General features: G+C 67.2%; 15 protein-coding genes. 12 read left to right on the top strand and 3 right to left on the bottom strand.

The window, feature by feature from the left end:
* The 11 genes from QO015_RS10350 to QO015_RS10300 all read left to right on the top strand — a co-directional run bounded on the left by QO015_RS10350 (position 1) and on the right by QO015_RS10300 (position 11,813).
* A complete protein-coding gene (locus tag QO015_RS10350) occupies positions 1–1,515 on the top strand; it encodes an aldehyde dehydrogenase family protein (RefSeq protein ID WP_266279609.1) in 1,515 nt (504 codons plus the stop codon).
* A 55-nt stretch (positions 1,516–1,570) separates the two neighbouring features.
* Positions 1,571–2,821, top strand: a complete 1,251-nt coding sequence (locus tag QO015_RS10345; RefSeq protein ID WP_266279610.1) for an ABC transporter substrate-binding protein — start codon at positions 1,571–1,573, stop codon at positions 2,819–2,821.
* A 187-nt stretch (positions 2,822–3,008) separates the two neighbouring features.
* Positions 3,009–3,962 carry a carbohydrate ABC transporter permease gene (locus QO015_RS10340; RefSeq protein ID WP_266279611.1) on the top strand — a complete coding sequence of 318 codons (954 nt, stop codon included), beginning with the start codon at positions 3,009–3,011 and terminating at the stop codon, positions 3,960–3,962.
* Positions 3,959–4,891, top strand: coding sequence for a carbohydrate ABC transporter permease (locus QO015_RS10335; RefSeq protein WP_266279612.1), 933 nt, complete (start codon positions 3,959–3,961; stop codon positions 4,889–4,891). The genes QO015_RS10340 and QO015_RS10335 overlap by 4 nt, the downstream gene beginning before the upstream one ends.
* Before the next feature lie 4 nt (positions 4,892–4,895).
* Positions 4,896–6,011: an ABC transporter ATP-binding protein gene (locus QO015_RS10330; protein ID WP_266279613.1), complete on the top strand. Its 1,116-nt coding sequence runs from the start codon at positions 4,896–4,898 to the stop codon at positions 6,009–6,011.
* Positions 6,012–6,016: 5 nt separating this feature from the next.
* Complete coding sequence (locus QO015_RS10325; protein WP_266279614.1) at positions 6,017–7,522, top strand: FAD-dependent oxidoreductase; 1,506 nt, start codon at positions 6,017–6,019, stop codon at positions 7,520–7,522.
* Positions 7,519–8,310, top strand: a complete 792-nt coding sequence (locus tag QO015_RS10320; protein WP_266279615.1) for a 3-ketoacyl-ACP reductase — start codon at positions 7,519–7,521, stop codon at positions 8,308–8,310. Before QO015_RS10325 ends, QO015_RS10320 begins: the two co-directional genes overlap by 4 nt.
* Before the next feature lie 77 nt (positions 8,311–8,387).
* Complete coding sequence (locus tag QO015_RS10315; protein ID WP_307289668.1) at positions 8,388–10,022, top strand: GMC family oxidoreductase; 1,635 nt, start codon at positions 8,388–8,390, stop codon at positions 10,020–10,022.
* Between the two features lie 27 nt (positions 10,023–10,049).
* Entirely contained in the window at positions 10,050–10,358 is a 309-nt protein-coding gene (locus tag QO015_RS10310) for a Dabb family protein (protein WP_266279616.1), read from the top strand.
* Positions 10,359–10,460: 102 nt separating this feature from the next.
* Positions 10,461–11,561, top strand: a complete 1,101-nt coding sequence (gene ribB / locus QO015_RS10305) for a 3,4-dihydroxy-2-butanone-4-phosphate synthase (protein WP_266279617.1) — start codon at positions 10,461–10,463, stop codon at positions 11,559–11,561.
* A gap of 87 nt (positions 11,562–11,648) precedes the next feature.
* Positions 11,649–11,813: a DUF1328 domain-containing protein gene (locus QO015_RS10300; protein WP_266279619.1), complete on the top strand. Its 165-nt coding sequence runs from the start codon at positions 11,649–11,651 to the stop codon at positions 11,811–11,813.
* Positions 11,814–11,895: 82 nt separating this feature from the next.
* On the opposite strand, the gene bla is transcribed toward QO015_RS10300, so the two are convergent.
* The 3 genes from bla to QO015_RS10285 all read right to left on the bottom strand — a co-directional run bounded on the left by bla (position 11,896) and on the right by QO015_RS10285 (position 13,684).
* Positions 11,896–12,801 carry a class A beta-lactamase gene (gene bla / locus QO015_RS10295; protein WP_266279621.1) on the bottom strand — a complete coding sequence of 302 codons (906 nt, stop codon included), beginning with the start codon at positions 12,799–12,801 and terminating at the stop codon, positions 11,896–11,898.
* Between the two features lie 89 nt (positions 12,802–12,890).
* Positions 12,891–13,433 carry a sigma-70 family RNA polymerase sigma factor gene (locus QO015_RS10290; protein WP_266279622.1) on the bottom strand — a complete coding sequence of 181 codons (543 nt, stop codon included), beginning with the start codon at positions 13,431–13,433 and terminating at the stop codon, positions 12,891–12,893.
* A 50-nt stretch (positions 13,434–13,483) separates the two neighbouring features.
* Entirely contained in the window at positions 13,484–13,684 is a 201-nt protein-coding gene (locus QO015_RS10285; protein WP_307289663.1) for a NepR family anti-sigma factor, read from the bottom strand.
* A gap of 230 nt (positions 13,685–13,914) precedes the next feature.
* Between QO015_RS10285 and QO015_RS10280 the strand changes: the two genes are divergently transcribed.
* The gene (locus QO015_RS10280) at positions 13,915–14,718 is read left to right on the top strand and encodes a response regulator (protein ID WP_266279624.1); all 804 of its coding nucleotides are present in this window, start codon (positions 13,915–13,917) and stop codon (positions 14,716–14,718) included.
* Positions 14,719–14,742 lie beyond the last annotated feature (24 nt).

Here is a 14,742-nt window from a genome sequence, read left to right as displayed (position 1 = left end):
ATGACACTCCATATCGATCCGAAGCACCTTCCCGAGGCGCAAAGCGGACCCCGCCGCTACCAGATGCTGATCGACGGCAAGTGGACGGATGGCGAGGTCGGCCTCGAGGGCGAGCGCGTCAGCCCCGGCCACGGCGTGCTGGTCAGCCGCTATGCCTTCGGCTCGGAGGGCGACGTCAACCGCGCCGCCGCCGCCGCGCGCCGCGCGTTTCATCGCGGCCCCTGGCCACGGATGAAGGCCGCCGACCGCGCCGCCGTCCTCCTGAAGACAGCCGATCTCATCGATGCCCGCCGCGAGGAGATCGCCCGGCTCGACGCGCTCGAGAGCGGCAAGCCGATCGCGCAGGCGCGCGGCGAGGTCGCGGGCGCTGCCGATATCTGGCGCTATGCCGCCTCGCTGGCGCGCACGCTGCACGGCGAGAGCTACGCCAATCTCGGCGACAGCATGCTCGGCGTCGTGCTGCGCGAGCCGATCGGCGTCGTCTCGATCATCACGCCCTGGAACTTTCCGTTCCTGATCGTCGCACAGAAGCTGCCCTTCGCGCTCGCCGCCGGCTGCACGGCCATCGTCAAGCCGAGCGAGATGACGTCGGCCTCGACGGTGGTGCTCGGCGAACTGCTCATGGAGGCAGGCCTGCCGGAAGGCGTCTGCAACATCGTGCTCGGCACCGGCCCCGAGGTCGGCGCCCATATGGTGACGCATCCCTCGGTCGACATGGTGACCTTCACCGGCTCGACCCGCGTCGGCAAGGCGACCATGCAGGCGGCCTCGGCGACGCTGAAGAAGGTCGCGATGGAACTCGGCGGCAAGAACGCGCAGGTCGTGTTCCCCGATGCCGATCTCGAGGCGGCGGTCGATGCCGCCGTGTTCGGCGCCTTCTTCAATGCCGGCGAATGCTGCAATGCCGGCAGCCGCCTCATCGTCCACAAGGCGGTGGCGGCCGATTTCCTCGCCGCCTTCGAGAAGCGGGCGGCGAAGGTCAGGGTCGGCGATCCGCTCGACGACGCGACAAAGGTCGGCGCTATCATCACGCCCGAGCATCTGAAGAAGATCGAGAATGCCGTGGTCGACGCCTCGGCCGACGGCGCTTCGGTCGCGATCGGCGGCGCGGGCCTTGCGAGCGGCGCCGGCCAATACATGGCGCCGACCGTCGTCACCGGCGTGAAGCCCGAGATGGCGATCGCCCGCGACGAGGTGTTCGGACCCGTCCTCTCGGTCATGGAGTTCGAGCGCGTCGAGGAGGCGATCCGGCTTGTCGACACGACCGACTACGGCCTCTCGGCCGGCGTGTGGTCGAAGGACATCGACACGGCGGTGACGGTGGCGCGCGCCGCGCGCACCGGCACGGTCTGGGTCAACACCTTCATGGACGGCTATCCGGAGCTGCCCTTCGGCGGCATGAAGCAGAGCGGCGTCGGCCGCGAGCTTGGCAAGGGCGCCGTCGAGGACTTCACGGAATCGAAGACGATCCAGTTCCATCGCGGTCCCCGCACCTCGTGGTGGGTGGACGGCTGAGGAGGAGCAGGCCGCGTCCGGGAGGGAAGCGGCCTTCATTCGGGAGGAGGAACGAATGCGTAGACTGATGATGGCTGCGGCCATGCTGGCGACGACGGCGCTGACCGCGCATGCGGACGACGTCAAGGAAGTGGAGATGCTGCACTGGTGGACCTCGGGCGGCGAAGCGGCCGCGCTGAACGTCCTCAAGCAGGACCTCGCCCAGCAGGGTTATGCCTGGAAGGACGTGCCGGTCGCCGGCGGCGGCGGCGACGCCGCCATGACGGCGCTGAAGGCGATGGTGGCCGCCGGCAACCCGCCGACCGCCTCGCAGATGCTCGGCTACACCGTTCTCGACTATGCCGAGGCCGGCAAGATGGGCGACCTGACCGAGACGGCGGTCGCCGAAGGCTGGGACAAGGCCGTTCCGGCAGCGCTGCAGAAGTTCGCCGTCTATGATGGCAAGTGGGTCGCGGCGCCCGTCAACGTCCATTCCGTGAACTGGCTCTGGATCAACAAGGCCGTCATGGACAAGATCGGCGGCACCGAGCCGAAGAACTTCGACGAGTTCGTCGCGCTGCTCGACAAGGCCAAGGCGGCCGGCGTCACGCCGCTCGCGCTCGGCGGCCAGAACTGGCAGGAAGCGACGATGTTCGACAGCATCGTGCTCTCGACCGGTGGTCCCGAGTTCTACAAGAAGGCGATGAACGACCTCGACGAGGACGCGCTGAAGTCGGACACGATGAAGAAGTCGTTCGACAACCTTGCCAAGCTCAAGGACTATGTCGACCCGAACTTCTCCGGCCGCGACTGGAACCTCGCCACCGCCATGGTCATCAATGGCGATGCGCTGGTCCAGGTGATGGGCGACTGGGCGAAGGGCGAGTTCGTTGCGGCGAAGAAGGTGCCGGGCACCGACTTCCTCTGCTACCGCTTCCCCGGCACTGACGGCTCGGTGATCTACAACTCGGACATGTTCGGCATGTTCGACGTGCCGGACGATCGCAAGGCCGCGCAGGTCGCGCTCGCCAAGGCGACGCTGTCGAAGAGCTTCCAGTCGGCCTTCAACGTCGTCAAGGGCTCGGTTCCGGCCCGCACCGACGTGCCGGATACCGATTTCGACGCCTGCGGCAAGAAGGGCATCGCCGATCTGAAGGCGGCGAATGACGGCGGCACGCTGTTCGGCTCGCTTGCCCAGGGCTATGGCGCGCCGCCCGCGGTCGCCAATGCCTACAAGGACGTCGTCTCGAAGTTCGTCCATGGCCAGATCACGTCCTCCGACCAGGCGGTCGAGGAACTCGTGAAGGCGATCGACGACGCGAAGTAAGCGGCGGACGCGGCTCGCTCTCCGCCAAGGGGAGGGAGCCGCCCTGCCGGGCCTCTCGCCGAGCGAGGGGCGAAACGGGTCCCTCGCCTCTCCCGATCGGGGAGGTGAGGGAATCCGCGAACCCGATCATCCATTCCCATTCGGGAACGAAGCGAGCATCGTACCGGCCACGGTCGGGGAGGACCGCATGACGTCGATAGCCACATCGAATGGCGGTGCCGCGGCGCGGACGGCGCGCCGGCCGACCATGCGGGCGCGCCTGCAGCAGGCGCTGCCGAAACTCGTGCTCGCGCCGAGCTTCGCGATCACGCTCGTCTTCGTCTACGGCTTCATCCTGTGGACGATCTATCTCTCCTTCACCAACTCGAAGGCCTTCCCGAAATATGTCCTGACCGACGCGCGCGCCTATCAGCGGCTCTGGCGCTGGACCTTCGAGAGCGATCCGCCCTCGTCCTGGTACACCTCGATCACCAACATGGCGATCTTCGGCGTGCTCTACGTCGTCTTCGCGCTGGCGATCGGCCTGCTGCTCGCGATCCTGCTCGACCAGAAGATCCGCGGCGAGGGAATCCTGCGCCCGATCTATCTCTATCCGATGGCGCTTTCCTTCATCGTGACCGGCGTCGCGTGGAAGTGGTTCCTCGATCCCGGCCTCGGCCTCGAGCAGACCATGCACCAGTGGGGCTGGACCTCGTTCCATTTCGACTGGATCAAGAACAAGGACTACGTGATCTACACGGTGGTGATCGCCGGCGTCTGGCAGGCCTCGGGCTTCGTGATGGCGATGTTCCTCGCCGGGCTCCGCGGCATCGACGGCGAGATCATCAAGGCCTCGCAGATCGACGGCGCCTCGCCGCTCCAGCTCTATCGCCGCATCATCATTCCGCTGCTGCGGCCGGTCTTCCTGTCGGCGCTGATCGTGCTCGCCCATATGGCGATCAAGTCCTACGACCTCGTCGTGGCGCTGACCTCCGGCGGGCCGGGCGGTTCGGCCTGGCTGCCGTCCAACTTCATGTACGAATACACCTTCAAGCGGAACGAGATGGCGGTCGGCTCGGCGAGCGCCGTGATCATGCTGGCGACGATCTCGGCGATCATCGTGCCCTATCTCTATTCCGAGCTCAGGGAGAAGGCGCGATGAGCACCGCCACCGTCGCCCCGCGGGCGCCCGGCTCGCCGATCGTCTCGCGCATCGTCATCTACGGGCTGCTCGGCCTCTTCGCGCTGGTCTATCTCATCCCGTTCTTCGTGATGCTGCTGACCTCGCTGAAGCCGATGCCGGAAATCCAGCACGGCAACATCCTGGCTCTGCCGAAGGAGCCGACGCTCGATCCCTGGATCAGGGCCTGGGGCGAGGCCTGTGTCGGCCTCACCTGCGAGGGCATCCACGGCTATTTCTGGAACTCGATCAAGATGGTCGTGCCGGCCGTCGCGATCTCGACGCTGCTCGGCGCTCTCAACGGCTATGTGCTGACCAAGTGGCGCTTCCCCGGCCACCGCCTCGTCTTCGGGCTGATGCTCTTCGCCTGCTTCATCCCGTTCCAGGCCGTGCTGCTGCCGATGGCGACCGTGCTCGGCACATTCGGCCAGTTCGGCAAGACGCTCATCAACATGACGGGCATGAATTTCGGCTTCGGCAATCCGACGGTGAACCTCGTCTTCGTCCACGTCGTCTATGGCCTCGGCTTCACGACGCTGTTCTTCCGCAACTATTACGAGGCGTTCCCGACCGAGCTCGTCAAGGCGGCGATGGTCGACGGCGCCGGCTTCTTCCAGATCTTCCGGCGCATCCTGCTGCCGAACTCGCTGCCGATCATCGTCGTGACGGTGATCTACCAGTTCACCAATATCTGGAACGACTTCCTCTTCGCCTCGGCCTATGCCGGCTCGGGCGACGTGATGCCGATGACGGTGGCGCTCAACAACGTCGTCAACACCTCGACCGGCGTCGTCGAATACAATGTGAACATGGCCGCCGCGATGATCGCCGCGCTGCCGACCCTCCTCGTCTACATCCTGGCCGGCCGCTACTTCGTCCGCGGGCTGATGGCCGGCGCCGTCAAGGGATAGCACCATGGCGTTTCTCGAAATCGACCGGCTGGTCAAGCGCTTCGGCAATGTCGACGTGCTGAAGGGCATCACGCTCTCCGTGGAGGAGGGCGGGTTCCTCGTGCTGGTCGGCCCCTCCGGCTGCGGCAAGTCCACGCTCCTGTCGATGATCGCCGGGCTCGATTCCATCTCGGATGGCGAGGTCCGCATCAATGGCCGGCGCGTCAACGAGCTACACCCCTCGCAGCGCGACATCGCGATGGTGTTCCAGTCCTACGCGCTCTATCCGAACATGACGGTCGGCGAGAACATCGCCTTCGGTCTCGAGATGCGCGGCGTCGCCAAGGCCGAACGCGAGGCGGCGGTCGCCCGCGTCGCCGAGATGCTGCAGATAGCCCATCTCCTGAAGCGCAAGCCCTCGCAGCTCTCGGGCGGCCAGCGGCAGCGCGTCGCCATGGGCCGCGCGCTGGTGCGCAACCCGCAGGTCTTCCTGTTCGACGAGCCTCTTTCCAATCTCGACGCGAAGCTCCGCGTCGACATGCGCACCGAGATCAAGCGGCTGCACCAGCGCATGGGCACGACCATCGTCTATGTGACGCATGACCAGATCGAGGCCATGACGCTGGCGACCCAGATCGCCGTGCTGCGCGACGGTGTGTTGCAGCAGTTCGGCACCCCGGCCGAGATCTACAACAACCCGGTCAACCTCTTCGTCGCCGACTTCATGGGTTCGCCGTCGATGAATCTCGTCCCGGCCTCGGTGCGCAGCGAGGAGGGCCGCACGGTGGTGGCGCTCGCCCGCTCGAACGAGAAGGACCTCATCCTCGATCCCGGCCCCGCTTCGGAGCGTCTCGGCCGCGTCATCGGGCAGGAGGTGCTGCTCGGCATCCGGCCCGAGGCGATCACCGATCACGACGGCGCCGACCGCAACGCCCGTACCCTGGTCGATGCCGACTGCCATGTGGAAGTGGTCGAGCCGGCCGGTTCGGACACCTTCGTCGTGACGCAGCTCGGCGGCAAGCATGTCATCGCGCGCATGCGCTCCGACGCGGCGGTGCGCGGCGGCCAGCGCGCGCCCTTCACCTTCAACATGGACAAGGCGGTCTTCTTCGATCCCCGCACCGAGCAGCGCGTGGCGTGACGTTCATGACCCCAGACATCGTGATCATCGGCTCTGGCATGGGCGGGGCGACCCTCGCGGCCGGGCTTGCCGGCTCGGGCGCGCGCGTGCTCATCCTGGAGAAGGGGCGCCAGCTCGCCGATCGGCCCGAAAACCGCGATCCGCGCGCGATTTTCCAGCGTGGCCATTTTCGGCCCAAGGAGCAGTGGTACGACGCCGAGGCGGGCGATGCGCCCTTCAATCCCGGCAACTACTACTATGTCGGCGGCAATTCGAAGTTCTACGGCGCGGTGCTGATCCGCTATCGCGCCGAGGATTTCGAGGCCATGGAGCATGACGGCGGCGTCTCGCCGGCCTGGCCGATCCGCTATGCGGAGATGGAGCCCTATTACAGCCGCGCCGAGCAGCTCTACCGGGTCCGCGGCGAGCTTGGCGACGACGACACCGAGCCTTATCACTCAACGCCCTATCCCTTCGCTGCCATCAAGGACGAGCGGGCGCTCGCCGAGGTGCGGGCGCGGCTCGCCGCCGTCGGCCTGCATCCCGCCTCGCTGCCGCTCGGCGTCGACATCGATCAATGGCTGAAGAAGGCCAAGACGCCGTGGGATGCGTTTCCGGACGCCCGCACCGGCAAGATGGACGCCGAGACCTGCGGTCTCGCGACCGCTCTCGCCGATCCCAATATCACGATCGAAACCGGCGCCGAGGTCACGCGGCTCGTTGCCGGGCCGGACGGGCGCATCACGTCGGTCGTCTATGTGCAAGACGGTGAGACGAAGACGCTGTCACCGAAGATTGTCGTCCTCTCGACGGGCGCCGTGAAGTCGGCGGCCATGCTGCTCGCCTCCAAGAGCGACGCCTTTCCGAACGGGCTCGCCAACGGTTCCGACGTGGTCGGGCGCTATTTCATGAGCCACAACATGACGGCGATGATTGCCGTCGATCCGCGCTTCACCAATGACGCCATCCACCAGAAGACGTTCGGTTTCAACGACTTCTATCTCTCGGACGGCAAGGGCGGAAAGCCGCTCGGCAACATGCAGCTGCTCGGACGCGTCTCCGGGGCGATCCTCAAGGCGAATGTCCGTTTCGCTCCGGAATGGGCGCTCAATCTCCTGTCGCGTCACAGCGTCGATTTCCTCGCCATGAACGAGGATCTGCCCGATCGCGACAGCCGAATCCGCGTCGATGGCGATCGCGTCATCATGCAGTGGAAGCGATCCAACATGGAGGCGCACTGGAAGCTCGTGCGCGTCATGAAGGAGCGCTTCCATGCCGCCGGCTTCCCGCTGGTGCTGACGCATCACTTCGACGGACGCACCCCCTCGCACCAGTGCGGCACCATCCGTTTCGGCACCGATCCGGCGACCTCGGCGCTCGACACCTTCTGCCGCGCGCATGACCACCCGAACCTCTTCGTCGTCGACGCCTCGTTCCTGCCGACCTCGGCCGCCGTCAATCCGGCGCTCACCATCGCCGCGCAGGCGCTGCGCACCGCCGACCACATGATCGCCACGGGATTCGCGGCATGACCTCCAATGTCTCCACACGGCCCGTCGCCCGGCCCGTCGCCCTCGTCACCGGCGCCCGGCGCGGCATCGGCCTCGCCATCGCCGAAGCCTTCGCGGCGGCTGGCCATGACGTCGCCATGACCGGCACGCGGCGCGACGACGAGGCGGAGGCGGCGCTCGCCCGCGTCGCGGCGGCCGGTGGCCGCGTCGCCTTCTCCGCCTTCGACATCGCCGACCTCGCCGGCCACGGGGCCGCTCTGGACGCCATCGAGGCCGAGCTCGGTCCGATCGACGTGCTGGTCAACAATGCCGGCATCGGCGCCGTGGTGCGCGGCGACCTGCTCGATCTGGTGCCGGCGAATTTCGACACCGTGATCGACGTCAACCTGCGCGGCACGATGTTCCTGACGCAGGCCGTGGTGAAGCACATGCTCGCCCGGACGCCGGCCCATCCGCGCGCCGTGCTCACCGTCTCCTCGGTCTCGGCCGCGCTCGCCTCGCCGGAGCGCGCCGATTACTGCATCTCCAAGGCCGGGCTCGCGATGTTCGTGCAGAACCTCGCGCTTCGCCTCGCCGGCACGGATATCGGCGTCTACGAGCTGCGCCCCGGCATCATCCGCACCGACATGACGGCGAAGGTCAGCGAGAAATACGACCGGCTGATCGCCGGCGGTCTCGTGCCGGCCGGCCGCTGGGGCGAGGGCGCCGATATCGGCCGCGCCGCGGTGGCGCTGGCATCGGGCGCGTTCGGCTTCGCAACCGGCGCCGTCATCGATCTCGACGGCGGCCTCGCGATCCCGCGGCTCTAGCCAATACGCAATGCCGCCGCAGGCACGGCTCTTGGAACGTTCCAGGCCTCGCCGCGGCGTGACGACGGAGGAAAGAGATGGCCGATTACATCATCGTCGGCGGCGGTCCGGCCGGCTGCGCCATCGCGGCGCGCCTCTCCGAGGACGCGTCGGTGCGCGTCACGCTGCTCGAGGCGGGCGGCAACGACCGCCACCCGCTCTATCACTGGCCGGCCGGCTTCGCGAAGATGACCAAGGGCATCGGCTCCTGGGGCTGGTCGACCGTGCCGCAGCGTCACATGCAGGACCGCGTGCTGCGCTATACGCAGGCCAAGGTGATCGGCGGCGGCTCGACGATCAATGCCCAGCTCTACACGCGCGGCAACCGCCTCGACTACGATGAATGGGCGCAGGCGGGCTGCCGGGGCTGGGCCTATGAGGATGTGCTGCCCTATTTCCGCCGGGCCGAGGACAACCAGCGCTTCTCGGACGACTTCCACGCCTATGGCGGTCCGATCGGCGTCTCGATGCCGGTGGCGCCGCTGCCGATCTGCGACGCCTTCATGCGGGCGGCTCAGGAGCTCGGCATTCCCTACAACCATGATTTCAACGGCGCTCGGCAGGCCGGCATCGGCTTCTACCAGTTGACGCAGAAGAACGCGCGCCGCTCCTCGGCAGCGACCGGCTATCTCGGCCAGGCGGCCGGCCGCGCCAATCTCACCGTCCGCACCGGCGTCGAGGTGCTGCGCATCGTCGTCGAGAAGGGCAGGGCGGTCGGTGTCGAGATCGCCGAGAACGGCGGCAAGACGCTGCTGCGCGCCGAGCGCGAGGTGATCGTCTCCAGCGGCGCCATCGGCTCGCCGCGGCTTCTCATGCTGTCGGGCATCGGACCGGCCGATCATCTCGAAAGCGTCGGCGTCGACGTGGTGCACGACCTGCCCGGCGTCGGCGGCAATCTGCAGGACCATCTCGACCTGTTCGTGATCGCCGAATGCACCGGCGACCACACCTATGATTCCTACGCGAAGTGGCATCGCTCGGCATTGGCCGGCATCGAATATCTGCTGCTGCGGAAGGGGCCGGTCGCCTCGTCGCTCTTCGAGACCGGCGGCTTCTGGTACGCCGATCCCGAGGCGCGTTCGCCCGACATCCAGTTCCATCTCGGCCTCGGCTCGGGTATCGAGGCCGGCGTCGCCAAGCTCTCCAATGCCGGCGTCACGCTGAACTCGGCCTTCCTGCGCCCACGCTCGCGCGGCACCGTGCGCCTCGCCTCGTCCGACCCGAAGGCGGCGCCGCTGATCGATCCCAACTACTGGGAAGACCCCTATGACCGGGCGATGTCGCTCGAAGGGCTGAAGCTTGCCCGCGAGATCGTCCGCCAGAAGGCGCTGAAGCCCTATGTCATGGCCGAGCGGCTGCCGGGCGACGGCGTCGTGACCGACGAGGATCTCTTCCTCTATGGCTGCCGCCACGCCAAGACCGACCACCATCCGGCGGGAACCTGCAAGATGGGCGTCGACGACATGGCGGTGGTCGATCCCGAATTGCGGCTGCGCGGCATCGATGGCCTGCGCGTCGCGGATTCGTCGATCATGCCGCGCGTGAACTCGTCCAACACCAACGCGCCGACGATCATGATCGGCGAGAAGGCGGCCGACCTTATCCGTGGCGCGGCGCCGCTGTCGCGCGCTAACATCGCGCCCGTCGAGGAAATGCGGCCGCGAGTCGCCTGAAGAGATCCCCGGGAAACGGAAACACCCATGATCACCCATTGCGTCTTCATCCGCTATCGCGCCGAGACCGACGCCGCCGCCCGCCAGCGCATCTATGCCGCCGTCGAGGCGCTCAAGCCGCGCATTCCCGGCATGCTCGACGTCATCGTTTCGCCGAATGTGAGCCCGGAAGGCCTCGACAAGGGCCATTCCGAGGGCTTCATCGTCACCTTCGCCGACGCCGCGGCCCGCGACGCCTATCTCGTCGACGAGGAGCACGCCAAGGTCGGCAAGATGGTCGTCGCGGCCGCGGAAGGCGGGCTCGACGGGCTGATCGTCTACGACCTCGAGCACTGACGGCTCCGCCGGCTGAACAGGGCGTCAACCGGCGCGAGCGCTGGCGCGGCGGGGGAGTTCGCTGCTAAGACACCCCGTCCGAAGCATGCGGGAAACGGGGTCATGGCGCTGAACAAGGTTGAGGAGGCGATCGCCGCGATCGCCGCCGGCGAACTGGTGGTCGTCGTCGACGACACCGACCGCGAGAACGAGGGCGACCTGATCATGGCCGCCTCGAAGGCGACCCCGGAGAACGTCGCCTTCATGATCCGCCACACGAGCGGCATCATCTGCGTGCCGCTGACGCCAGACCGCGCGGAAGAGCTGCACCTGCCGCCCATGGTCGCCAACAACCGCGACCCGATGCGCACCGCCTTCACGGTGACGGTCGACTACCGCGTCGGCCTCACCACCGGCATCTCGGCCGAGGAGCGCGCCAACACCATCCAGGCGCTCGCGAACGACAACTGCACCGCGGCCGACTTCCTGCGCCCCGGCCACATCTTCCCGCTCATCGCCCGCGACGGCGGCGTGCTGATCCGCTCGGGCCACACCGAGGCGGCGATCGACCTCGCGCGCCTGGCCGGTCTCGAGGCCGCCGGCGTCCTCGCCGAGGTCGTCAACGACGACGGCACCGTCAAGCGGTTGCCGCAACTGTTGGAATTCGCCGCCGAGCACGGGCTCAAGATCGTCACCATCGAGGATCTCATTGCCTATCGCGCGCGGACCGAGAGCTTCGTCAAGGAAGTCGACAGCTTCCAGGTGCCGGTCGGCGGTCGCACGGCGACGGCCTATGTCTACGAGACGCCGTTCGATCCGATCCAGCATCTCGCGATCGTCTTCGGTGATGTCGCGGAGCAGCCGGACGTGCTGGTGCGCATCCATCGCGCCAACCCGATCAGCGATCTCGTCGCGCGCGGCCCGGATTCGAAGAGCTGGCTCGAGACGACACTGCGCAAGGTCGGCACCGCCGATCGCGGCGTCTTCCTGATGATCCGCGATCCCGCCGTCCAGCGGCCCGACGGCTCGCTGGCGAGCGATGGCGAGGAGAAGCATCTCTCTGCCCGCCAGCGCAAGGAGCGCTGGCGCGAGATCGGCGTCGGCGCCCAGATCCTGCGCGACCTGAAAGTGCGCTCGATCCGCCTCATCACCTCGCAGGAACGGCAATATGTCGGACTGCAGGGCTTCGGCATCGAGATCACCGGCCGCGAGGGAAGTGAATAAGGCGAAGCGAAGGCACGGAACTCCTCCCGCAGCTCGGCATTGTTTCGCCGAGCGGTGCTGGGCCGCGGTTAAATCGGGAGTTCCGTGATGCTGAACTGGGCTATTCTTTTCCTGATCGTTGCGCTTGTGGCGGCCGTCCTCGGTTTCGGTGGCATCGCCGGCACGGCCATCGGCATCGCCAAGATCATCTTCGTCGTCGCGATCATCCTCTTCCTGATCTCGGCGGTGATGCATCTCATGCGCCGCGCCTGACGCGCAGCGGCCGCGAGACGACGAAAGGGCTCCGCCTTCCGGGCGGAGCCTTTTTCATGTCAGCGGCGGAGACCTTCTCACATCAGGAAGAGCGGATCGTCTCCGCGAGCGCCTTGCCGATCGATGCGATGGCCCCGTTGCGGGCCTCGGGCGAGGCCGAGCTGCCGGTGGCGAAGACCGAGACGATCACCGCGTCGCGGACCGGCGGCCAGATCACGGCGACGTCGTTGCTGGTGCCATTTGAGCCGCCGCCCGTCTTCTCGCCGATCCGCCAGCGCTTCGGAAGACCGGCGCGCAGCTTCCCGTCGCCCGTTCTGCAATCGAGCATCCAGTCCGCCAGCTGGCGACGGGAGCGGGGCGACAGCGTCCGGCCGAACAGCAGCGTCTCCACGCTCGCCGTCATCGCCCTGGGCGACGTGGTATCCCGTTCGTCGCCGGGAATGGCTGTATTGAGTTCCGGCTCGCGCCGATCGAGCCGCGTGACGCCGTCGCCGAGGCTGCGCATGAAGGCGGTGAAGCCCTGCGGCCCGCCGATCGACTTCAGCATCATGTTGCCGGCGGTGTTGTCGCTGAGCGTCACGGCCGCGCGGCAGATGGTGGCGAGCGTCGCACCGCTGCCGCCGACGCGGTCCTTGAGCACCGGGGAATAGTCGACGAGATCCTGCTCGCGAATGATGACGCGGCGCTCGAGCGAATCCGTTCCGTCGTCGACGCGTTCGAGGATGGCGGCGGCTGCCAGCAGCTTGAAGGTCGAGCACATGGGAAAGCGCTCGTCGCCGCGATGGTCCCAGCGCCGCCCGCTGTCGGTGTCGTGGATCGAGACGCCGATGCGGCCGCCGAGCTTCTCCTCGATGGCCGCGATCGTCGCGACGAGGCCGTCCCCGGTTTTCGGTCGGGCGTTCGCCGCGGCGGACGGCAGCACGAGAGCCGCCGCCGCACCATGCCCCATGAGCTCCAGCCAGCGCCGTCGCGTCGCTTCGAACGTCATCGAACCAGTCCCCGTCGGGCTCCCCGGTGGCCCGGGCGGTCAGTTGCCGCTCTTTCCGACGATTTCGTGGCGTTCAGGGACCGTGATCGTCAGGCGCGCAGGCGCATCGCCTGCGCGATCTCGCTCGCGGAGCGTTCCGCGCTGTCGCCGCCGGGCAGGTCGACGCCGCCATTCATGATCTCGTCGAGACGCGAGCGGGCGCGCGAGACGCGGCTCTTCACGGTGCCGACTCGCACGCCGCAGATCTCGGCGGCTTCTTCATAGGAGAACCCGCTGGCGCCGATCAGGACCAGGGCTTCGCGCTGCTCGTCCGGCAGGAGCCGCATGGCGCGCAGGAAGTCGTCCAGTTCCAGATGGCCGGGCTGCGCCGCGATGTCCGACAGGCGGCTCGCATGCGTCCCTTCCGAATCCTCCACCTCGCGGCGGCGCTTGCGGATCTCGGAGTAATACTGATTGCGCAGGATCGTCACCAGCCAGGCATGCAGGTTGGTGCCTTCCTGAAACTTGTCGCGGTTCGCCAGGGCCCGCATCACGGTCTCCTGGACGAGGTCGTCGGCCCGATCGCGATTGCCGCACAGCGAGCGTGCGAAGGCGCGCAGCATCGGCAGAGCCTCGACGAGTTCATTCTTCATGCAACGCTCCTCGGCACCAGGCCGAAAGGCCGGTGGGTCGGCGGCTCTGGTCAGCCGTTCTTGGATTCGGGCTTGGCCTGCTCGGACGGATGCTCATCGATCCGTTCCAGCAGCGACATGATGTCGTCGGGCAGCGGCTCGTTCAGGGCATCGTCGAAGACGCGGCGCAACTGGCGGCCGATCCAGTCTTCCTTGCCGTCGCGCTGAGGCGCGCCGCCCCTTGCCGCGGCAGAGCCGACGGACGGGGACAAATGCGCGTCCCCCTTCATATCCTTCTCGTCATTCGTCACTTCGTTTGTCCCAGCATTTGCCATGCGGCTCACCCGTTCTCACGTCGACTGTCGACCGGACCCTCTCCTGCCTCCGCTCGGCTCACAGCGACCTCCAATGCGCGGACTTAATTTTGGTTCCCGTCTTTCGGAACCTTTCCGCGCGTGGCACGTTTGCGCCGGGAATGCGACATCCTTGCAAGGGGGAAACCATGCCCGACAGCCTGTCGCAGATGCTGGCTCCGCATCTGCCTTTCCTGCGCCGCTATGCCCGTGCGCTGACCGGCGGCCAGAAGAGCGGCGACGCCTATGTGCGCGCCTGCCTGCAGGCCATCGTCAACGAGCCCTCGGCCATTCAACGCGATATCCATCCCAAAGTTGCGCTCTATCGCCTGTTCCACGCCATCTGGTCGGGCACGCAGGTCGGCGGCGACGCCGAGCTGGACGGGATCAGCCGCCAGGAGGCGACCGCGCAGCAGCGTCTCGCCGCGATGACCCCCGAGAGCCGTCAGGCACTGCTGCTCTCGGTCGTCGAGGGCTTCTCGGATGCCGATACCGCCGCCGTGATGGATGTTCCGGTGTCCGAGGTCCAGCCGCTCATCGCGAAGGCGATGGCCGAGATCGACCGCCAGACCCGCACGCGCGTCCTCATCATCGAGGACGAGCCGATGATCTCGATGGATCTCTCGGGGATCGTCCAGGAACTCGGCCACGAGGTCGCCGCCATCGCCCGCACCCGCACCGAGGCGGTCGCCGCCGCCGGTGCCGAGCAGCCGGGCCTCGTCCTCGCCGATATCCAGCTCGCGGACGGTTCGTCGGGCATCGATGCGGTGAAGGATATCCTGTCGGGCTTCAGCGTGCCGGTGATCTTCATCACCGCCTTCCCGCAGCGCCTGCTCACGGGCGAGCGCCCGGAGCCGACCTTCCTGCTGACGAAGCCCTTCGATCCGCGGACCGTGAAGGCCGCGATCAGCCAGGCGCTGTTCTTCAATTCGACCGCCTCGATGGCGGCCTGACCGTATAACGGGAAAAGGACCGCC

Origin of the sequence: Kaistia geumhonensis, assembly GCF_030815145.1 — a bacterium.
Taxonomy (GTDB): Bacteria; Pseudomonadota; Alphaproteobacteria; order Rhizobiales; family Kaistiaceae; genus Kaistia; species Kaistia geumhonensis.
The sequence above is the reverse complement of the archived record's forward strand: the minus strand, read 5'-3'. Positions and strand labels throughout refer to the sequence as shown.